Origin of the sequence: Saccharopolyspora gregorii (genome assembly GCF_024734405.1) — a bacterium.
GTDB lineage: Bacteria > Actinomycetota > Actinomycetes > Mycobacteriales > Pseudonocardiaceae > Saccharopolyspora_C > Saccharopolyspora_C gregorii.
This window is the reverse complement of the sequence record NZ_CP059556.1, coordinates 1,831,951-1,854,289: the sequence shown is the minus strand read 5'-3', so window position 1 is coordinate 1,854,289 and position 22,339 is coordinate 1,831,951. Positions and strand designations below refer to the sequence as shown.

Here is a 22,339-nt window from a genome sequence, read left to right as displayed (position 1 = left end):
CGACGGTGGTGATCGGGCCGGGTGCGGCGTCGAGGACTTCGCGGAGGTCGGCGGTGCCCGCGCGCAGCACGTGCTCGGCGCCGTCGGCGGCGAACCGGCGGCTCAGGTGCTCGGCGGAGTCGTCGTCCCCGACGACGAGGACGGTGCCGTGCGGTCGCCACGGGTCGGCGGGCGCGGACGCGGGCCGGAGCCTGCGCCCGTAGGCGCCCGCGGCGCGCAGCGCGACCTGGTCCTCGGTGCCGCCGAGGACGGCGGGCAGCCGGTCCGCGGCGCGCCGGTCCGCGGTCGCGGGCAGGTCCACGAGCCCGCCCCAGGCTTCGGGTTCGTCCAGCGCGAGCACGCGACCGCGGCCCCACAGCGCGGCGGCCTCGACCTCCGGCAGCTCGGCGCGGCCGACGGCGACGGCGCCGCGGGTGAGGCACCACAGCGGTGCGGTGATCCCGGCTTCGCGCAGCGCGGGCAGCAGGGCCAGCGGATCGGTGCCGGGCAGGGCGACGACCGCCGCGTAGTCGTCGCCGAGCCCGCCGGTGGCGGCGGGGTCGCGGACGTCGGCGCCGGGCAGGGCGTCCAGCACCGCGGTGGTCCAGTCGGCGTCCCGCTCCGCCGCGGGGACGAGCACCAGCCAGGGGCCGGTGGACCGGCGGGTGGTGGTGATCGGCTTCCAGCCGATCGCGTAGCGCCAGCCGTCCACGGCGGCGTGCTCGCGGCGGTGGCGGCGCCAGTCCGACAGCGCGGGCACCACCGCGGACAGCGACGCGTCGTCGACGTCGAGGGAACCGGCCAGCGCGGTCAGGTCCTCCCGTTCGATGGCGGACCAGAACTCGGCGTCCGCCGGGTCGGTGCCGGTGGCGGCGCCCGGTTCGGGCCAGTAGCGCTCCCGCTGGAACGGGTAGGTGGGCAGCGCGATCCGGCGCGCCCCGGTGCCCGCGAAGTGCTCCGCCCAGTCCGGGCTGCGGCCGTGGACGTGCAGCCGGGCCACGGCGGTGCCGAGCGCGGTCTCCTCGTCGCGGTCGGCGCGCTGGGTGGCCACGACCAGCGGCCCGTCCGCGGGCAGCGACTGCCGGGCGAGCGCGGCGAGCACCCCGTCCGGCCCGAGTTCCACGAACCGGGTGGTGCCCGCCTCGTGCAGGGTGCGGACGGCGTCGGCGAACCGCACGGGCTCGCGCAGGTGCCGCACCCAGTAGTCGGCGGTGCCGAGCTCGGCGGGGTCGGCGACGGCTCCGGTCAGGTCGGACACCACCGGGATCTCGGGAGCGTGGAACCGGATCCCGGCGGCGGTGCGGCGGAACTCGTCGAGCACCGGGTGCATCAGCGGCGAGTGGAAGGCGTGGCTGACGGTCAGCTCGCGGGTGCGGCGGCCGAGCTCGCCGAAGTGCGCGGCGATGCGGCGTGCGTCCGCGGCGTCCCCGGAGACGACGACGGAGTCGGGCCCGTTGACGGCGGCGATCGCGACCCGCTCGGTGAGCAGCGCGGTCACCTCGTCCTCGGTGGCCTGCACCGAGATCATCGCGCCGCCGGCGGGCAGCGCCTGCATCAGCCGGGCCCGGGCGCCGACGAGCTTCGCGGCGTCCGGCAGCGAGAACACGCCCGCGACGTGCGCGGCGGCCAGTTCGCCGATGGAATGCCCGGTGAGCAGGTCGGGGCGCAGCCCCCAGGATTCGAGCAGCCGGTACAGCGCGACCTCGAAGGCGAACAGCGCGGGCTGGGTGAACCCGGTCTCGTCGAGCAACACCGCATCGGCGCTGCCGGGCTCGGCGAACATGATCTCACGCAGCGGCCGGTCCAGTTCGAGGTCCAGGTGCGCGCACACCTCCTCCAGCGCGGCCGCGAACACCGGGAACCGGCCCGACAACTCACGCCCCATCCCGGCCCGCTGCGCACCCTGACCCGAGAACAGGAACGCGAGCTTGCCGGGTCCGGCGTCGGTGCCGCGCGCGACCTCCACCGCGCCGTCCGGCCCGGCCAGCAGCACCGCCCGGTGCCGCAACGCGGCGCGCCCGGTGGCCAGCGAGAAACCGACATCCACAGTGGACACATCGGTTCCAGTGGTGGCGCCGGTGAGCCGCGCGAGCTGCTCGTCCAGCGCCTCCCGGGTGCGGGCCGACACCGGCCACGGCACGATCCGCGGCCGCACCGGCACGTCCGGCTCGGGTTCGGGCACGGGTGCCTGTTCGAGGACGACGTGCGCGTTGGTGCCGCTCACGCCGAACGCGGAGACCCCGGCGCGGCGCGGCCGGCCGGTCTCCGGCCACGGCCGCGGTTCGGCGAGCAGCGCCATTCCGGCGGCGTCCCAGTCCACGTGCGGGCTGGGCCGCTCGGCGTGCAGCGTCTTCGGCAGCACCCCGTGCCGCATGGCCAGCAGCACCTTCACCACTCCCGCGACACCGGCGGCGGCCTGGGTGTGGCCCAGGTTCGACTTGATCGCGCCGAGGTGCAGCGGTTCGGTCCGGTCGCGGCCGTAGGTGGCCTGCAACGCCCCGGCTTCGATCGGGTCGCCGAGGGCGGTGCCGGTGCCGTGCGCCTCGACCGCGTCCACGTCGGCGGCGGTGAGCCCGGCGTCGGCGAGGGCCTGCCGGATCACCCGCTGCTGGGACGGCCCGTTCGGGGCGGTGAGCCCGTTCGACGCGCCGTCCTGGTTGACCGCTCCGCCGCGCACCACGCCCCACACCTCGTGGCCGTGCCGCCGCGCGTCGGAGAGCCGTTCCAGCACGAGCACTCCGACGCCTTCCGACCAGGCGGTGCCGTCGGCGTCCGCGCCGAACGCCTTGCAGCGCCCGTCCGGGGCGAGCCCGCTCTGCGCGCTGAACTCGACGAACGAGTCCGGTCCGGACATCACCGAGACGCCCCCGGCCAGCGCCAGCGAGCACTCCCCGGAGCGCAGCGCCCGCACCGCCCAGTGCAGCGCCACCAGCGAGGACGAGCAGGCCGTGTCGACGGTGACCGCCGGTCCTTCCAGCCCGAGCGAGTAGGACAACCTGCCGGAGAGCACGCTGGCGGTGTTGCCGGTGGCCACGTGCCCGCGCACGTCGGCCCCGGCGGCGCGCAGCAGCTGCGGGTAGTCCTGCCCGTTGGTGCCGATGAACACGCCGGTGGCGCTGCCGCGCAGCCCGTCCGGGGCGATCCCGGCGCGCTCCAGCGATTCCCAGGTGGTCTCCAGCAGCAGCCGCTGCTGCGGGTCCATCGCGAGCGCTTCGCGCGGCGAGATCCCGAAGAACGGCGCGTCGAAGTCGGCGACCCCGTCCAGGAAGCCGCCTTCCCGGGTGGCGGAGTCCCCGGCGGCGAGGGCGGCCAGGTCCCAGCCGCGGTCGGTGGGGAACGGCCCGATCGCGTCGGTCCCGTCCGCCAGCAGCGTCCACAGGTCCTCGGGTCCGCGGACCCCGCCGGGGAAGCGGCAGCCGATGCCGACCACGACGACCGGATCGTCCGCGGCGGCCCGCGCGACCGGCACCGGCGCGGACGCGGGCAGCGAGCCCAGCAGTTCGGCGAGCAGGAAGTCCCGCAGCGCCACCGGGTTCGGGTGGTCGTAGACGAGCGTGGCCGGCAGCGCCAGGCCGGTGGCGGCGCTGAGCGCGTTGCGCAGCTCGACGGTGGTCAGCGAGTCGAAACCGAGGTCCTGGAACGCCCGGTCGGCGGGGACGTCGGCGGCGGTGGCGTGGCCGAGCACCGCGGCGACCTGCGCGAGCAGCAGGTCCAGCACGGCCTGCCCGCGGTCGGCTTCGGGCAGCGCGGCGAGGGTGGCCCGCAGTCCCGGTGCGTCCGGCGCGGTCGCCGGTTCGGGCCGGTCCAGCCGCCGCACCGCGGGGATCTCGGCGACGAGCGCGCGGGAGGCGGGGAACGCGGCGGTGAACCGCTCCCAGTCGATGTCGGCGACGGCGAGCGCGGTGTCCTGCTGCTCCAGCGCCCGGTGCAGCGCGGCGACCGCTCGCCGCGGCTCCATCGGGGTGAACCCGCCGCGGCGCACCCGCTGCCGCACGCCGTCCGCGTCGGCGGCCATGCCCGCGTCGGCCCAGGGGCCCCAGGCGAGCGAGGTCGCGGGACGGCCGGCGGCGCGGCGGGCTTCGGCGAGCGCGTCCAGGGCGGCGTTCGCGGCCGCGTAGTTGCCCTGTCCGGCGGCGCCGAAGGTGCCCGCGGTGGAGGAGAACAGCACGAACGCGTCGAGCTCGGCGTCCGCGGTGAGCTCGTCGAGGTGCCGCGCGGCGCGGACCTTCGCCCGCCACACGTCGGCGAACCGCTCGGGCGTGAGCGAGTCGAGGACGCCGTCGGCGACGACCCCGGCGGTGTGCACCACGGCGCGCAGCGGCAGTTCGGCGGGGACTTCGGCGAGGACGGCGGCCAGCGCGTCCCGGTCGGCCACGTCGCAGGCGGCGAGGGTGACGCGGGCGCCGTGCCCGGCGAGTTCGGCGCGCAGCTCCGCGGCGCCGGGCGCGTCGGCGCCGCGGCGGCTGAGCAGCAGCAGGTGCCCGGCGCCCGCGGCGGCGAAGGAGTGGGCGACGTGCCCGCCGAGCCCGCCGGTGCCGCCGGTGATGAGCACGGTCCCGGCGCCGATCGGCGGTGCCGCCTCCCCGGTGGCGGGTGCGGGCACCAGGCGGCGGGCGAACGTGCCCGCCGGGCGCAGCGCCAGCTGGTCCTCGGGTCCGCCGAGCGCGGCGCGGAGCCGGTCGGCGCCCGCGCCGTCGGCGGGCAGGTCGACCAGGCCGCCCCAGCGGGCGGGCTGCTCCAGCGCGAGGACGCGGCCGAGCCCGGACAGCGCGGCCTGCGCCGGATCGGGGGCCGGGTCGGCGCGGCCGACCCGCACCGCACCCCGCGTCACGATCCACAGCGGAGCGTCGATGTCGGCGTCGGCGAGGGCGTGCACCGCGGCGGTGGTGAGCGGCAGCCCGCCGGGTACCTCGGGGGCGTCCGGGTGCGGTTGCGCGTCCCAGGACAGCAGCGAGACGACTCCGGCGAATCCGGCGCCGCGCTCCGGGAATCCGGCGTCCTCGGCTTCGGCGCGCAGCCGCCAGGCCAGTTCGGCGCGGTCCGCGCGGTGCACCTCGACGCGCACCGCGTCCGCGCCGAGCGCGGCCAGCACGCCGGCCGTGGCGGCGGCGTCGGCGTCCTGCGCGGTGAGCACCAGCCACGGCCCGGCCGGTGCGGTGCCGTCGCCGCGGACCGGACGCCATTCGGTGCGGTAGCGCCAGCCGTCGACGGCCGTGGTCTCCCGCCGCTTGCGCCGCCACTCGGCGAGCGCGGGCACCACCGCGGCCGCGGTGTCGTCGTCCAGGTCGAGCTGCGCGCGCAGCGCCCCGGTGTCGGCGCGGTCGACGGCGGACCAGAACTCGGCGTCCACCGGGTCGGCGGCGGTCACCGGTGCGGCGGCCGGTTCGGGCCAGTAGCGCTCGTGCTGGAACGGGTAGGTGGGCAGGTCGATCCGGCGCGCGCCGGTGCCCGCGAAGCACCCGCCCCACTCCACCGGGGTGCCGGTGACGTGCAGCCGGGCCAGCGCGGTGCTGACCGCGGCCACCTCGTCGCGGTCCCGGCGCAGCAGCGGTTGCAGCACCGCCTCGGCGGGAACCACCTCCCGGGCCAGCGCGGTGAGCACCCCGTCCGGTCCGAGTTCCAGGAAGGTCCGCACGCCCGCGTCGGCGAGCCACCGGGCGCCGTCGGCGAAGCGCACCGCCTCCCGCACGTGCGCCACCCAGTGCTCGGCGTCGATCCGCGCGGGCGCGCCGGTCAGGTTGGACACGACCGGGATCGCCGGGGCGTGGTGGGTGAGGGAGTCGGCGACGGTGCGGAACTCCGCGAGCATCGGCTCCATCAGCGGCGAGTGGAACGCGTGGCTCACCGGCAGCCGCGTGGTGCTGCGCCCGAGCTCGGCGAAGTGCGCGGCGACCCGCTCGGCCTCGGCGGCGGCGCCCGAGACCACGACCGACTCGGGGCCGTTGATCGCGGCCAGCGACACCTGCTCGGTCAGCAGCGGGAGGACCTCTTCTTCCGCCGCCCGCACCGAGATCATCGCGCCACCGGCGGGCAGCGCCTGCATCAACCGGCCGCGGGCGGCCACCAGCGCGCACGCGTCCGGCAGCGACAGCACCCCGGCCACGTGCGCGGCCACGATCTCGCCGACGGAGTGCCCGGTGACGTGGTCCGGCACGATTCCGCAGGACTCGACGAGCCGGTGCAGCGCCACTTCCAGCGCGAACAGCGCGGGCTGGGTGCAGTCGGTGCGGTCCAGCAGCTCCGCCTCCGGGCTGCCGGGCTCGGCGAACGCGATGTCGCGCAGCGGCCGGTCCAGCACGGCGTCGAAGTGCGCCAGCACCTCGTCGAAGGCGTCGGCGAACACCGGGAACCGCGCGTGCAGCTCACGGCCGGTGCCCGGGCGCTGGCTGCCCTGACCGGTGAACAGGAACGCGGTGCGCCCCGCTCCGGCATCCGCGCCGCGCAGCAGGTTCGCGGCCGGTGCGCCGTCGCGCAGCGCGGTGAGGCCGCGCCGCAGCTCGTCCCGGTCGGCCGCGAGCACGGCGGCCCGCTGCTCGAACCGGCCGCGCCCGGTGGCCAGCGAGTAGGCCAGGTCCAGCGGTTCCGCACCGTCCACAACGGACAGGACTTGGTCCGCCTGGGCGCGCAGTGCCGCCTCCCCCCGGCCGGACAGCAGCACCGGCACCACGCCGCGGCGCGGCTCGCGGGCCTCGACCTCGACGGGCGGAGCCTGTTCGAGGACGGTGTGCGCGTTGGTGCCGCTCAGCCCGAACGAGGACACCGCGGCCCGGCGCGGGCGCCCGCTGTCGGGCCACGGGACCTGGTCGACGGGCAGCTCGATCGCCCCGGACGTCCAGTCCACGTGCGAGGACGGTTCGGCGACGTGCAAGGTCCGCGGGACGAGGCCGTGCCGCAGCGCCTGCACCACCTTGATCACGCCGGCGACACCGGAGGCCATCTGGGCGTGCCCGATGTTCGACTTGATCGAGCCCAGCAGCAGCGGGTGCTCCCGCTCCTGGCCGTAGGTCGCCAGCAGCGCCTGCGCCTCGATCGGATCGCCGAGCGCGGTACCGGTGCCGTGCCCCTCCACCACGTCCACTTCGGACGGTGCGAGTCCCGCGTCGGCCAGCGCGGCGCGGATGACCCGCTGCTGCGCCGGCCCGTTCGGCGCGGTCAGGCCGTTGGAGGCGCCGTCCTGGTTGATCGCGGAGCCGCGCACCACGGCCAGCACCTCGTGCCCGTTGCGGCGCGCGTCGGACAGCCGTTCCACCAGCACCAGCCCGATGCCCTCGGCGAGGCTCATCCCGTCGGCGTCGTCCGAGTAGGCCTTGCAGCGGCCGTCGGCGGCCATCGCCCGCTGACGGCTGAACCCGACGAACGCGCTCGGCGTGGACATCACCGACACGCCGCCGGCCAGCGCCAGCGAGCTCTCCCCGCTGCGCAGCGACCGGCAGGCCAGGTGCAGCGCCACCAGCGAGGACGAGCAGGCGGTGTCCAGCGTGACCGCGGGGCCCTCCAGCCCGAACAGGTAGGACAACCGGCCGGACAGGATGCTCGACAGCGCACCGGTGATCAGGTGGCCTTCGGAGCCGTCGGCGGTGTGCGCCTGGTAGTCCTGGTAGCTGGCGCCGATGAACGCCCCGGTACTGCTGCCGCGCAGCGCCGCCGGGTCGATCCCCGCCCGCTCGAACGCCTCCCACGCGGCCTCCAGCAGCAGCCGCTGCTGCGGGTCCATCGCGAGCGCTTCGCGCGGCGAGATCCCGAAGAAGCCCGCGTCGAAGTCGGCCACGTCGTGCAGGAACCCGCCCCGCGTGGAGTAGGTCTTGCCCGCCCGGTCCGGGTCCGGGTCGTAGAGCCCGTCGGCGTCCCAGCCGCGGTCGGCGGGGAACTCGGAGATCACGTCCTCGCCGCGCAGCACCAGATCCCACAGCTGTTCCGGGGTGGCCGCGCCACCCGGGTAGCGGCAGCTCATGCCGATGATGGCGATCGGTTCGTCGTCCACCGGCCGCACCTCGGCCGGGCCGCCGGTGCCCGCGGAACCGGCGAGCTCGCCGCGCAGGAACTCCACCAGCGCCCGCGGGTTCGGGTGGTCGAAGACCATCGTGGCGGGCAGCACGAGCCCGGTGGCGGCGGCGATCCGGTTGCGCAGGTCGACGGCGGTGACCGAGTCGAAGCCGATGTCGCGGAAGGCCCGCTGCTCGTCGAGCGCGTCGGCGGAGGTGTGCCCGAGCGCGGTGGCGGCCTCGGCGCGCACCAGGTCCAGCAGCAGCCGCCGCTGCTCGGCGGCGGGCAGCGCGTGCAGCCGGGCCGCGAACTCGCCGCCCGCGCCGGTCCGCTCGGCCTGCTGCCGCCGGATCTCGCGCACGGCGGGGATCTCGTCGAACAGCGCGGTGGTCCGGGCCGCGGCGAACACCGGGTGGTAGCGCGCCCAGTCCACGTCGGCGACGGCGAGCGCGGTGTCGTCGTGGTCCAGGGCGGCGTGCAGCCCGGTCAGCGCGGTCTCCGGCGGCATGAACACGAGGCCGCTGCGGCGGATGGCCTCCGGGTCGACGCGGCCGAGCTTCTGGTCGTCGGCCCAGATCCCCCAGGACACGGAGGTGGCGGGCAGGCCGCGGGCGCGGCGGTGCTCGGCGAGCGCGGCCAGGTGGGCGTTGCCCGCGACGTAGGCGGCGTGCTGCCCGCTGCCCCACATGCCCGCTGTCGAGGAGAACAGCACGAACGCGTCGAGTTCGGCGGGCTGGTCGGGGTGGTCCGGGTCGAGCAGTTCGTCCAGCAGCCGCGCGCCGACGACCTTGGCGCGCAGCACGTCGGCGAAGGACTCGGGGGTGGCCTCGTCGACGGGCTCCAGGCCGATGAACGCGGCGGTGTGCAGCACGGTGCGCACGGTGCGGCCGTCGGCGGCGAGCCCGGACAGCAGGCCGCGCACCGAGTCCCGGTCGGCGAGGTCGCAGGGCAGCACCTCGGCGTCGGTGCCGAGCTCGGCGAGTTCGGCGACCAGCTCGGCCGCCCCGGGCGCGTCGGCGCCGCGGCGGCTGGTGAGCACCACGTGCTCGGCGCCCTGCCGCGCCAGCCAGCGCGCCAGGTGCGGGGCGAGGGTGCCGGTGCCGCCGGTGATCAGGGTGGTGCCGCGCGGCCGCCAGCTCCGGGCCGGGGCGCGGTCGCCGACGGGCGCGGGCACGATGCGGCGCGCGTGCACGCCGGAGGCGCGGATCGCGAGCTGGTCCTCCCCCGTCGTCCCGGCGAGCACCGCGGCGAGCCGCTGCCCGGCGCGCTCGTCGAGCTCCGCCGGCAGGTCGACGACGCCGCCCCAGCGCTGCGGGTGCTCCAGCGCGGTGGTCCAGCCGAAGCCGTGCACCTGCGCCTGCGCGGGGCGGGTGACCTGGTCGGCGCGGCCGGTGGCGACGGCGCCGCGGGTCAGCGCCCACAGCGGGGCGTCGATCCCGGCGTCGCCGAGGGCCTGCACGAGCACGAGGCTCAGCGCGAGGCCGCGGGCGAGCTCGGGGTGCCCGGGGCAGGGCGTCTCGTCCAGCGCCAGCAGCGAGACGACGCCGGCCGCCTCGGTCTCGGCGAGCAGCGCGGCGAGGCGTTCCCGGTCGAGGTGCTCGTCGTCCAGCTCGACGCGCTGCGCGGTGGCGCCGTGCGCGGCGAGCACCGCGGCCACTTCGGCGTCCTCGGCGCCGCCGGTGCCGACGAGCAGCCAGGTGCCGGTGAGCTCGCCGTTCCCGGTGCCGCGCAACGGTGTCCAGGTCGCGCGGTACCGCCAGGAGTCCGCTGTGGACGCTTCGGCGCGGCCGCGGTGCCAGCTGGACAGCGCGGGCAGCACCGCGGCCAGCGGGCCGGCGTCCACGTCGAGCCGGTCGGTGAGCGCGTCGAGGTCCTGCTGCTCGACGTCGGCCCAGAACCCGGCTTCAGCGGCGCCGACCTCACCGGCGGCGGTCCGCGGCGCGGCGGACAGCGCCCACAGGTGTTCGTGCTGGAAGGCGTAGGTGGGCAGCTCGACGCGGCGCGCCCCGCCGAGCAGCGGGGTGAAGTCGACCTCGACGCCGCGGGCCAGCAGCTCGCCTGCGGAGAGCAGGAACCGGTCCAGGCCGCCGTGGTCGCGGCGCAGCGTGCCGCCGGTGATCACGTCGGTCGCGGCCTGCTCGGCGGTCTCCTGCACGGCGGCGGTGAGCACCGGGTGCGGGCTGATCTCGACGAAGACCCCGTGGCCCTGCTCGGCGAGGGCGCGCACGGCGGGTTCGAAGCCGACGGTGCCGCGCAGGTTCCGGTACCAGTACGCCGCGTCCATCCCGGTGGTGTCCAGCCAGTCCCCGGTGACGGTGGAGAAGAACGGGACCTCGGCGGTGGCGGGGCGGATCGGGGCGAGCACGTCGAGCAGTTCCGCTTCGAGGGCTTCGACGTGCGCGGAGTGCGAGGCGTAGTCGACGGCCACCCGGCGGGCCCGCACCTCCTCGGCGGTGAGGCGTTCGTGCAGCGCGTCGAGCGCGTTCGGGTCGCCGGAGACGACGGTGGAGCCCGGCCCGTTGATCGCGGCGATGGACACCCCGTCGCCGATCCGCTCCCGCACCTGCTCGGCGCCGAGCGCGACGGACAGCATGCCGCCCGCCCCGGCGAGCCCGGCGGCGATGGCGCGGCTGCGCAGCGCGACGACCCGCGCCGCGTCGTCCAGGTCGAGCGCCCCGGAGACGCAGGCGGCGGCGATCTCGCCCTGGGAGTGCCCGAGCACCGCGTCCGGCCGCACCCCGTGGTGCCGCCACAGCTCGGCGAGCGACACCATCACGGCGAACGAGGCGGGCTGCACCACGTCCACCCGGTCCAGCGACGGCGCGTCGGGTGCCGCGCGCAGCACGTCGAGCAGCGACCAGTCCACGTGCGGGGCGAGCGCGGCGGCGCAGTCGGCGATCCGCGCGGCGAACACGGGCGATTCGTCGAGCAGCCGGGCGCCCATCCCGGCCCACTGCGAGCCCTGCCCGGGGAACACGAACACGGTGCGCCCGGCGGCGGTGGCGGTGCCCTGCACGAGCCCGGCGGCGGGGCGGCCGGCGGCGAACTCGGCGAGCGCGGCCCGCAGCGCGGCGGGGTCGTCGCCGACGAGGACGGCGCGGTGCTCGAACCGGGCGCGGGTGCCGAGCAGCGAGTGCGCGACGTCGGCGGCCGGGTGCTCGATCGCGGCGAGCCGGGCGGCCTGGGCGCGCAGCGCCGGTTCGGTGCGGGCGGACAGCACCCACGGCACCGGCCCGGCGGGCGCCTGCTCGGTCGCGGGTTCGGGTTCGGGTTCGTGCTCCAGGACGGCGTGCGCGTTGGTGCCGCTGATCCCGAAGGAGGACACGGCGGCGCGGCGCGGCCCGCCGGTCTCCGGCCAGCCGGTGTTCTCGTGCAGCAGTTCCACGCCACCCGCGGTCCAGTCGACGTGCGTGGACGGCCGGTCGGCGTGCAGGGTGCGCGGCAGCAGGCCGTGCCGCATCGCCAGCACCACCTTGATCACGCCGACGACGCCCGCCGCGGACTGGGCGTGCCCGAGGTTGGACTTGGCGGAGCCGAGCAGCAGCGGCGCGTCCGGATCGCGGTCGTGACCGTAGGTCCGTTGCAGCGCTTGGGCTTCGATGGGGTCGCCGAGGGCGGTGCCGGTGCCGTGCGCCTCCACCGCCTGCACGTCCGATGTGGACAGTTCGGCGTTGGCGAGGGCCTGCCGGATGACGCGCTGCTGCGCGGGCCCGTTGGGTGCGCTGAGCCCGTTGGAGGCGCCGTCCTGGTTGACGGCGCTGCCGCGCACCACGGCCAGCACCGGGTGCCCCCGGCGCCGCGCGTCGGAGAGCCGTTCGACCAGCAGCACGCCGACGCCTTCGGACAGCGCCATGCCGTCGGCCCCGTCGCCGAACGCCTTGCAGCGCCCGTCGCGGGCCAGCGCGCGCTGGCGGCTGAACGCGACGAACGCGGCCGGGTCGGCCATCACGGTCGCTCCGCCGGCCAGCGCCAGGTCGCTCTCCCCGGTGCGCAGCGACTGGCAGGCCAGGTGCAGCGCGACCAGCGAAGACGAGCAGGCGGTGTCCACGGTGACGGCGGGGCCTTCCAGCCCGAACAGGTAGGACAGCCGCCCGGACAGCACGCTGGGGCTGGTGCCGGTGACGGCGTGGCCTTCGGAACCGTCGGCGGAGCCGCTGCCGTAGTCCTGGAAGCTGGAGCCGATGTAGGTGCCGGTGCGGCTGCCGCGCAGCGCCCCGGGGTCGATGCCCGCGCGCTCGAAGGATTCCCACGCGGTCTCCAGCAGCAGCCGCTGCTGCGGGTCCATCGCGAGCGCTTCGCGCGGGAGATGCCGAAGAACGCCGGGTCGAATTCGCCCGCGTCGTGCAGGAACCCGCCCTGCGTGGCGTAGGTGGTCCCGGCGCGGTCGGGGTCGGGGTCGTAGAGCCGGTCGGCGTCCCAGCCGCGATCGGTGGGGAACTCGGTGATGGCGTCGGCCCCGTCGGTGAGCAGCTCCCAGAACCGCTCGGGCGTGTCGGCGCCGCCGGGGAAGCGGCAGGCCATGCCGATGATGGCGATCGGCTCGCCGGTGTCGCCGGCCGCCGCCGCGGTCGTGGTGCTCGCACCGGCGCCGACCAGTTCGGCGCGCAGGTGCTCGGCGAGCGCCGCCGCGTTCGGGTGGTCGAAGGCGAGGGTGCTGGGCAGCGCGAGCCCGGTGGCGGCGGCGAGCCGGGTGCGTAGTTCGACGGCGGTGAGCGAGTCGAAGCCGAGTTCGCGGAACGCGCGGCGCTGCGGGACCGCCCCGGCGCCGGAGTGGCCGAGCACGGCGGCGGATTCGGCGCGCACCAGTTCCAGCAGCAGGTCCCGCTGGGCGTCCGGGTCGAGCCCGCGCAGCCGCGCGGCCAGCTCCCCGTCCGGCTCGGCCTGCTCGGTACCCGCCCGCCCGAGCGCGCGGACCTCGGGCAGCTCGGACAGCAGCGGGCTGGGCCGGGCCGCCGTGAAGATCGGGTGGTAGCGCGCCCAGTCCACGTCGGCGACGGTGGCGGTGGTGTCGTCGTGGGCGAGGGCGCGGTGCACCTCGGCGACGGCGGTGTCCGGGTCGAGCGTGCCGAGGCCGCTGCGGCGCAGCTGATCGGCGACGGCCTCGTCGGTGGCCATGCCCGCCTCGGCCCACGGCCCGAAGGCGAGCGCGGTGGCGGGCAGGCCGCGGGCGCGGCGGTGCTCGGCGAGCGCGTCGAGCTGGGCGTTCGCCGCCGCGTAGGCGCTCTGCCCGCCGCTGCCCCAGGTGCCGGCGATGGACGACAGCAGCAGGAAGAAGTCGAGCTCGCGGTCGCCGAGCAGGGCGTCCAGGTGCACGGCCCCGGCGATCTTCGCAGCGGCGACGGCCGCGAACTCGGCGGGCGCGGTGTCCTGCAGCGGGGTGGCCTGCCCGGTTCCGGCGGCGTGCACCACTCCGGTGAGCTCGGGGAGCTCGGCGAGCAGCGCGGCGACGGCGTCCCGGTCGGTCACGTCGCAGGCCGCGATCCGCACCTCGGCGCCGAGCCCGCGCAGGTCGTCGGCGAGCTCGGCGGCGCCGGGCGCGTCGGGTCCGCGGCGTCCGGTGAGGACCAGCCGTTCCGCGCCGGCTCCGGCGAGCGAGCGGGCGATGCGGGCGCCGAGCGCGCCGGTGCCGCCGGTGATGAGCACGGTGCCGCGCGTCGTGAACCCGGTGGCCGCGGCGGAGATCGGGTGGTGCAGCAGCCTGCGCCCGGCGAGGCCGGTGGCGCGCACCGCGACCTGGTCCTCGCCGTCGAGTCCGCCGAGCACGCGGGCGAGCCGGGCACCGGCCTGCCGTTCCGGGTCGGCGGGCAGGTCGACGAGCCCGCCCCAGCGCTGCGGGTGCTCCAGCGCGATGACGCGGCCGAGCCCCCAGGTGGCGGCCTGGACCGGGCTCGCGATCGGGTCGTCGGCGCCGGTCGACACCGCACGCGACGTGATCATCCACAGTGGAGCCTCGTGCCCGGCGTCGCCGAGGGCCTGCGCGAGCGCGGCGTTGAGCACCAGCCCGGTGCTCAGCGCCGGGTGCACCGGGTGCGGGCGTTCGTCGGCGGCCAGCACCGACACGACGCCGGTGCGCGACGGCTCGCCGAGGAGTGCGGCGATGGTCTCCCGGTCGGCACCGGGCTCCAGCAGCAGTTCGTCGACGTCCGCGCCGTGCGCGCGCAGCGCGGCCGCGACCGGGCCCGTACCGGTCGCCCCGGTGCCGACGAGCAGCCAGGTCCCGGTGAGCACCGCCGGGGCGGGCGTGCTCAGCGGGTGCCAGTCCACCCGGTAGCGCCAGGAGTCCAGCAGTTCCCGCTCGTGCCTGCGCTGCCGCCAGGACGCGAGCGCGGGCAGCAGCGCGTACAGCGCGGCGTGCTGCGAGTCGGCGAGGCCCAGCAGGTCGGCGAGCTCCTCGCCCGCGCCGCGGTCCACCGCCGTCCACAGCCGCTCGTCGGCCGGGTCCGTGGCGGGGACCGCGGCGGTGGTCTCCGGCCAGTACCGCTCGCGCTGGAACGCGTAGGTGGGCAGGGCGACGCGGCGCGCGCCGGGGTGCGCGGCGGCCAGGTCGACCGGGGTGCCGCGGACGTGCAGCCGGGCCAGCGCGGTGGTCACCGACAGGTCCTCGCCGCGGTCGGCGCGCAGCGCGGGCACGAACTCGGCGTCGTCACCGAGCACGTCCTGCGCCATCGCGGACAGCACTCCGTCCGGGCCCAGTTCCAGGTAGGTGCGGGTGCCCGCGTCCGCGGCGGTGCGGACCGCGTCGGCGAACCGGACGGTGGCGCGGGCGTGCCGCACCCAGTGCTCGGGGGTGCGCACCTCGTCCCCGGCGAGCTCGCCGGTGACGGCGGAGATCAGCGGGATCCGCGGGGCCCGGTAGTCGAGGCCTTCGGCGACCTGCCGGAACTCGTCGACCATCGGGTCGACCAGCGGCGAGTGGAACGCGTGGCTGACGCTGAGCCGCTTGGTGCCGCGGTCGGCGAACCGCTCGGCGAGCGCCACCGCTTCGGCCTCGTCGCCGGAGATGACCACGGAGGCCGGGCCGTTCACGGCGGCGATCGAGACCCGCTCGGTGAGCAGCGGCGCCACCTCGTCCTCGGTGGCGCGCAACGAGATCATCGCGCCGCCGGGCGGCAGCGCGGCCATCAGCCGGGCGCGGGCGGCGACCAGGGCGCACGCGTCGGGCAGCGACAGCACCCCGGCGACGTGGGCGGCGGCGAGCTCGCCGACGGAGTGCCCGGCGAGCCGGTCGGGCACCGCGCCGCGGGCCTCGACGAGCCGGTACAGCGCCACTTCCAGCGCGAACAGCGCGGGTTGGGCGTAGCCGGTGTCGTCCAGGTCGGCGGTGTCGTCCAGGTCTGCGGCGCGGGCCAGCAGCAGCTCGCGCACCGCGGGGTCGAAGTGCCCGAGCACCTCGTCGAGCGCGGTGGCGAACTCGGGGTACCGCCCGTGCAGTTCGGCGCCCATCCCGGCGCGCTGGCTGCCCTGGCCGGTGAACAGCGCGGTGAGCCCGCCCGGCTCCCCGGCCTCCCCGGTCACGATCCCGGGGTCGGGGCGGTCGGCGGCGAGGGCGCGCAGCGAGTCGAGCAGCGCGTCCCGGCCGGTGCCGAGCACGACGGCGCGCTGCGGGAACGCGGTGCGGGTGGTGGCCAGCGAGCGCGCGACGTCGGCGGGCCGGTGGCCGGGGTGCTCGTCGAGGAAGGTGGCGAGCCGGGCGGCCTGGGAGCGCAGCGCGGCGCGGGTCTTGCCGGACAGCGGCCAGGCCACCGGCACCTCGGTCCCGTCCGCGGGTTTCGGGGCGCCCGCGACTTCCGGGGCGCCGTCGGGTTCCGGAGCGGCCGCGAGTTCCGAAGCGGCCCCGGGTTCCGGGTCGGCCCCGGGTTCCGGAGCGGCCGCGGGCTCGGGCCGTTCCAGCACGAGGTGCGCGTTGGTGCCGCTGATGCCGAACGCGGACACGGCGGCGCGGCGGGGCCGCCCGGTCTCCGGCCAGGGGACGTCGGCGGTGAGCAGTTCCACCGCGCCGTCCGCCCAGTCCACGTGGGTGGAGGGCGTATCCGCGTGCAGGGTGCGGGGCAGCACGCCGTGCCGCATCGCCTGCACCACCTTGATCACGCCCGCGACCCCGGCGGCGGCCTGGGTGTGCCCGAGGTTCGACTTGATCGACCCGAGCCGCAGCGGCTCCGCGCGGTCCTGCCCGTAGGTGGCCAGCAGCGCCTGCGCTTCGATCGGGTCGCCGAGCGAGGTGCCGGTGCCGTGCGCCTCGACGAGATCGATGTCCGAAGTGGACAGATCGGCCGCGGCGAGGGCCTGCCGGATCACCCGCTGCTGCGCGGGCCCGTTCGGCGCGGTGAGCCCGTTCGAGGCCCCGTCCTGGTTGACGGCGCTGCCGCGCACCACCGCGAGCACCTCGTGCCCGTGGCGCCGCGCGTCGGAGAGCCGCTCCAGCACGACGATGCCGACGCCCTCCGCCCAGCCGACCCCGTCCGCGTCGGCGGAGAACGCCTTGCACCGCCCGTCCGGGGACAGTCCGCGCTGCCGGGAGAACTCGATCAGCGCCGCCGGGGTGGACATCACCGTCACGCCGCCCGCGAGCGCCAGCGAGCACTCCCCCGCCCGCAGCGCCTGCATCGCCCAGTGCATCGCCACCAGGGAGGACGAGCAGGCGGTGTCCACGGTGACCGCCGGTCCTTCCAGGCCCAGCGCGTAGGACACCCGCCCGGAGGCGACGCTCGGCGAGGTTCCGCTGCCCTGGTGCCCTTCGAAGTCGCCGCCGGCGAGCACCGCGCCGTAGTCGTTGTACATCACCCCGGCGAACACACCGGTCCGGCTGCCGCGCAGCGCGGCCGGGTCGATCCCGGCCTGCTCGATCGCGGACCAGGAGGTCTCCAGCAGCAGCCGCTGCTGCGGGTCGGTGGAGATCGCCTCGCGCGGGCTCATCCCGAAGAAGCCCGGGTCGAATTCGGCCGCGTCGTGCAGGAACCCGCCGGAGCGGGCGTAGGAGGTACCGGTGCGGTCCGGGTCCGGGTCGTAGAGCGCGTCGAGGTCCCAGCCGCGGTCCACCGGGAGCCCGCTGATCGCGTCGGTGCCCTCGGACACCAGCCGCCACAGCTCGTCCGGCGAGGTCACCCCGCCCGGGTAGCGGCAGGCCATGCCGACGATCGCGATGGGATCGCCGGACACCGCGACCGCGTCGGCCTCCCCGGTGGCGGCGTCGTCCTCGCCGAGCAGTTCGGTGCGCACGTGCGCGGCCAGCGCCCGCGCCGTCGGGTGGTCGAACACGGCGGTCGCCGAGGTGCGCAGCCCGGTGGCGGTGGCCAGCCGGTTGCGCAGCTCCACGGCGGTCAGCGAGTCGAACCCGAGTTCCTGGAACGCGCGGTCCGGGTCCACATCGGACGCCGCGGTGTGCCCGAGCACGGCGGCGACCTGGGTGCGCACCAGCTCGAGCACCGCCGCGGCGCGGTCGGCCGCCCCCAGCGCGCCGAGCCGCCGCGCGAGCCCGGCCGACGCGGCGGAGCCGGTGGCGGCCCGCCGGACCGGGGTGCGGATCAGGCCGCGCAGGAAGGCGGGGACCTCACCGCGGGAACGCAGCACCGCGAGGTCCAGCCGCACCGGGGCGAGCACCGCTTCCCCGGTGGCGGTGGCCGCGTCGAACAGCGCGATCCCCTGCGCGGGTTCCAGCGGCGGGGTGCCGGTGGCGGTGAGCCGGCGCAGCTCGGCCTCGGCCAGCTCCCCGGTCATGCCCCCGGTGGACGCCCACGGGCCCCAGGCCAGCGAGACCGCCGGGAGCCCGGCGGCGCGGCGGTGCGCGGCGAGCGCGTCCAGGTAGGCGTTGGCGGCCGAGTAGTTCGCCTGCCCCGCGGCGCCGACGACGCCGGCCAGCGAGGAGAAGGTGGTGAACTCGGCGAGCGGGTGGTCCCGGGTCAGCTCGTGCAGGTTCCAGGCGGCGTCGACCTTCGGCCGCAGCACGGCCGCGAGCCGTTCCGGGGTGAGCGCGTCGAGCAACGCGTCGTCGAGGACTCCGGCGGCGTGCAGCACCGAGGTCAGCGGGTGCGCGGCGGGGATCTCGGCCAGCAGCGCGGCGAGGGCGTCCCGGTCGGCGGCGTCGCAGGCGGCGACGCGCACCTGGGCGCCGTGCTCGGCGAGGTCGGCGACGAGCCGGTCCACGCCCTCGGCGTCCGGGCCGCGGCGGCTGGTCAGCAGCAGGTGCCGCACGCCGTGCTCGGCGACGAGGTGGTGGGCGAACAGGGCACCGAGCCCGCCGGTGCCGCCGGTGATGAGCACGGTGCCGTCCGGGTCGCGTTCCGGTGCGGCGTCCTCGGCATCGGCGGAGATCGGGGCGCGGGCCAGCCGCGCCGCGTGCAGCCGTCCGTCCACGATGGACAGCTGGGGTTCGTCGGCGAGCGCGAGCGCCGCGGGCAGCTGCGCCGCGGCGGCGGCGGTGTCGAGGTCGACCAGCCCGAACCGGCCGGGGTGTTCGGCCTGCGCAGTGCGGACCAGGCCCCACACCGCGGCGGCGGCCAGGTCGGCGCCGTCGCGGGCGCCGCGGGTGACGACCACCAGCCGGGCCGCGACGTCGGCGTCGAGCACCCGCTGGGCCTGTTCGAGCACGCGGGCGGTGCACGCGTGCACCTGCTCGGGTGCCGCCGCGGGCGAGCGCACCGGCAGCACGACGACCTCGGTGTCCGCGGGCACCGCGTCCAGGTCGGCGACCTCCACCGCACCGGACGGGAGTGCGTCCCAGGGCACCTCGCCGACGGGCGGGAGCACCGCCACCGAGCCCGGATCGGCGGTGGCCGCGATCGGCGTCCAGTCCAGCCGGAACAGCGCGTCCCGGGCAGCGGCGGGAGTGCGGGCCGCGAGCGGGCGCAGCACCAGCGATTCCACCTCGGCCACCGGTTCCCCGGCCGGGTCGGCCACCGACACCGCGACCGCGTCCGGCCCGGCGGGTGCCAGCCGCACCCGGGCCGCGGTCGCGCCGGTGGCGTGCAGGGTGACGCCCTCCCAGGCGAACGGCAGCGCCGGTTCCGCGGCGTCACCGGCTCCGGCGGCGGCGTGCAGCGCGGCGTCCAGCAGCGCCGGGTGCACCCCGAACGCCTCGGCTTCGGCGGCGGCCACGGGCAGCTCCACCTCGGCGAACACCTCGTCGCCGCGCCGCCAGGCCGCGCGCAGGCCGCGGAAGGCCGGACCGTAGTCCAATCCGGCCGCGGCGAACCGCTCGTAGAGCCCGTCGAGGTCCACGGGTCGCGACCCGGCGGGCGGCCACTCCGGGCCGAAGTCCGCCGGGGTGCCGCGCGCGGTGTCGAGCACGCCGGTGGCGTGCCGCGTCCACGGCTGCTCCTCGGCGCCGTCGGGGCGGGAGTAGAGGCTCAGCTCCCGGCTCCCGGTGTCGTCGGGCCCGCCGAGCCACACCTGCACCTGCACCGCGCCCTGCTCGGGCAGCACCAGCGGCGCGGCCAGCGTCAGCTCCCGCACCCGGTCGCAGCCCGCTTCGTCCCCGGCGCGCAGCGCCAGCTCGACGAACGCGGTGCCGGGCAGCAGGATCTCGCCGCCGACCGCGTGCTCGGCCAGCCACGGGTGCGAGCGCACCGACAACCTGCCGGTGAGCAGCACCCCGTCCGAGTTCGCCAGCGATACCGCCGCCGCCAGCAGCGGGTGGTGCGCGGCGCCGAGCCCGGCCGCGCGCACGTCACCGTCGCCGGTGCTCCTCGGCCAGAACCGGCGGCGCTGGAACGGGTAGCCGGGCAGCGCGACGCGGTGGGCGCCGGTGCCGGCGAAGAACTCGGGCCAGTCCGGGGAGACGCCGTGCGCGTGCAGCGCGGCGAGCGCCTGCGCGACGGCGGTGGTCTCGGACCGGTCACCGCGCAGCAGCGGGACCACCAGCGCCTCGTGGTCGAGGTTCGCCGGGACGAGCGCGCTGAGCACCGCGTCCGGGCCGAGTTCGGCGAAGGTCCGCACCCCGAGTTCGCCGAGGCGGCGGACGGCGGCGCCGAACCGCACCGGGCGGCGCGCGTGCTCCACCCAGTGGTCGGGGGAGGCGAGGTCGCGGGCGGTCGCGGACTCGCCGGTGGCGGTGGACACCAGCGGCAGCAGCGGTTCGCGCGGGGAGAGCCCGGCGACGACGGCGCGGAACTCGTCGAGCATCGGTTCCACCAGCGGCGAGTGGAACGCGTGGCTCACCGGCAACCGCGTGGTGCGGCGCCCCAGCTCGGCGAAGTGCGCGGCGATCGCCTCGGCTTCGGCGGCGTCCCCGGATACGACCACCGACTCGGGCCCGTTGATCGCGGCCAGCGACACCCGTCCGGTGAGCAGCGGGAGCACTTCGTCCTCGGTGGCCCGCACCGAGATCATCGCGCCACCGGCGGGCAGCGCCTGCATCAACCGGCCCCGCGCGCACACCAGCGCGGCCGCGTCGTCGAGCGTGAACACGCCCGCCACGTGCGCGGCGGCGATCTCGCCGACGGAGTGCCCGGCGAGGTGGTCGGGCCGCAGCCCCCACGACTCGGCGAGCCGGTGCAGCGCCACTTCGACGGCGAACAGCGCGGGCTGGGCGTAGCCGGTCTCGTCCAGCAGCGCGGCTTCGGGGCTGTCCGGTTCGGCGAACAGCACCTCCCGCAGCGGCCGGTCCAGGTGCCGGTCGAGGGCGGTCACCACCTCGTCGAAGGCGGTGGCGAACGCCGGGAACCGCGCGTGTAGTTCGCGGCCGGCGCCGAGCCGCTGCCCGCCCTGCCCGGTGAACAGGAACGCCGTCTTCCCCGCGGCGCGGGAGGATCCGCGCACGAGCGCCGGGGCGTCCTCGTCGGCGGCGAGGGCGCGCAGGCCCGCGCGCAGCTCCGCCTCGTCGGTCGCGGTGAGCACCGCGCGGTGCTCCAGCCCGCCGCGGGCGGCGGTGGTGAAGCCGACGTCCAGCGGCCGCGGCCCGTCGGTGTCCACGGTGGACAGCAGACGGGCGGCCTGCTCGCGCAGTGCCGCCGCCGTCTTCGCCGACAGCAGCACCGGGATCGTCCCGGGTTCCACCGGCTCGGCCGCGGGTTCCGGTTCGGGTGCCTGCTCGACGATGGTGTGCGCGTTGGTGCCGCTGATGCCGAACGAGGACACGCCCGCGCGGCGCGGCCGGTCGGCGACCGGCCAGGGTTCGGCGCCGGTGAGCAGCCGCACCTGCCCGGAGTTCCAGTCGACGTGCGTGGACGGCTCGTCCACGTGCAGGGTCCGCGGCAGCAGGCCGTGCCGCATCGCCTGCACCACCTTGATGACCCCGGCGACCCCGGCCGCGGCCTGGGTGTGCCCGAGGTTCGACTTGATCGAACCCAGCAGCAGCGGGTGCTCCCGGTCCTGCCCGTAGGTCGCCAGCAGCGCCTGCGCCTCGACCGGGTCGCCGAGCGCGGTACCGGTGCCGTGCGCCTCCACGACGTCCACTTCGGACGGAGTCAGCCGCGCGTTCACCAGCGCCTGCTGGATGACGCGCTGCTGCGAGGGCCCGTTCGGCGCGGTCAGCCCGTTGGACGCGCCGTCCTGGTTCACCGCGCTCCCGCGCACCACCGCGAGCACGTCGTGCCCGTTGCGCCGCGCGTCGGAGAGCCGCTCCAGCACCAGGACGCCGACGCCCTCGCCCCAGCCGGTCCCGTCCGCCGCATCGGCGAAGGAGCGGCAGCGGCCGTCCGCGGACAGCCCGCCCTGCCGGGAGAACTCCAGGAACGTCGCCGGTCCGGACATCACGGTGACCCCGCCCGCCAGCGCCAGCGAGCACTCCCCGGCACGCAGCGAGTGCGCCGCCAGGTGCAGCGCCACCAGCGAGGACGAGCAGGCGGTGTCCACCGTGACGGCCGGCCCCACCGCGCCGAAGGTGTAGGCGAGCCTGCCGGAGAGCACGCTGCCGCTGTTGCCGGTCAGCCGGAACCCGTCCACGTCGTCGGCCGCGCCGACCCGGTAGTCCTGCGCCATCGCACCCATGAACACGCCGGTGCGGCTGCCCCGCACCGCCGCCGGGTCGACGCCCGCGTGCTCGAACGCCTCCCAGGTGGCTTCCAGCAGCACCCGCTGCTGCGGGTCCATCGCCAGCGCCTCGCGCGGGGAGATGCCGAAGAAGTCCGCGTCGAATTCGGCCGCGTCGTGCAGGAATCCGCCGGAGCGGGTGGCCGTGTCGGCGTCGGCGAGCTCCCAGCCCCGGTCGGCGGGGAACCCGGTGATGCCGTCGCGGCCCTCGGCGACCAGCCACCACAGGTCCTCGGGGCCGGTCACGTCGCCGGGGTAGCGGCAGCTCATGCCGACGATGGCGATGGGCTCGCGGGCCGCGTCCTCCAGCTCCTGCACGCGCGCCCGGGACCGCTTCAGGTCCGCGCTCGCGCGCTTCAGGTAGTCCCGGAGCTTCTGCTCGTTGTCCATCTCCACCCCACCTGCGTCGACC

The 22,339-nt window shown here is 77.0% G+C and carries 3 pseudogenes; all 3 read right to left on the bottom strand.

Annotation, left to right across the window (positions count from 1 at the left end):
- Positions 1-760 precede the first annotated feature (760 nt).
- Positions 761-3,361: pseudogene (locus H1226_RS28420) on the bottom strand (type I polyketide synthase); the annotation flags it as partial.
- Between the two features lie 171 nt (positions 3,362-3,532).
- Positions 3,533-12,444 (bottom strand): annotated as a pseudogene (locus H1226_RS28265) (type I polyketide synthase); the annotation flags it as partial.
- Positions 12,445-12,612: 168 nt separating this feature from the next.
- Positions 12,613-22,317: pseudogene (locus tag H1226_RS28260) on the bottom strand (type I polyketide synthase); the annotation flags it as partial.
- Between the last annotated feature and the right edge of the window lie 22 nt (positions 22,318-22,339).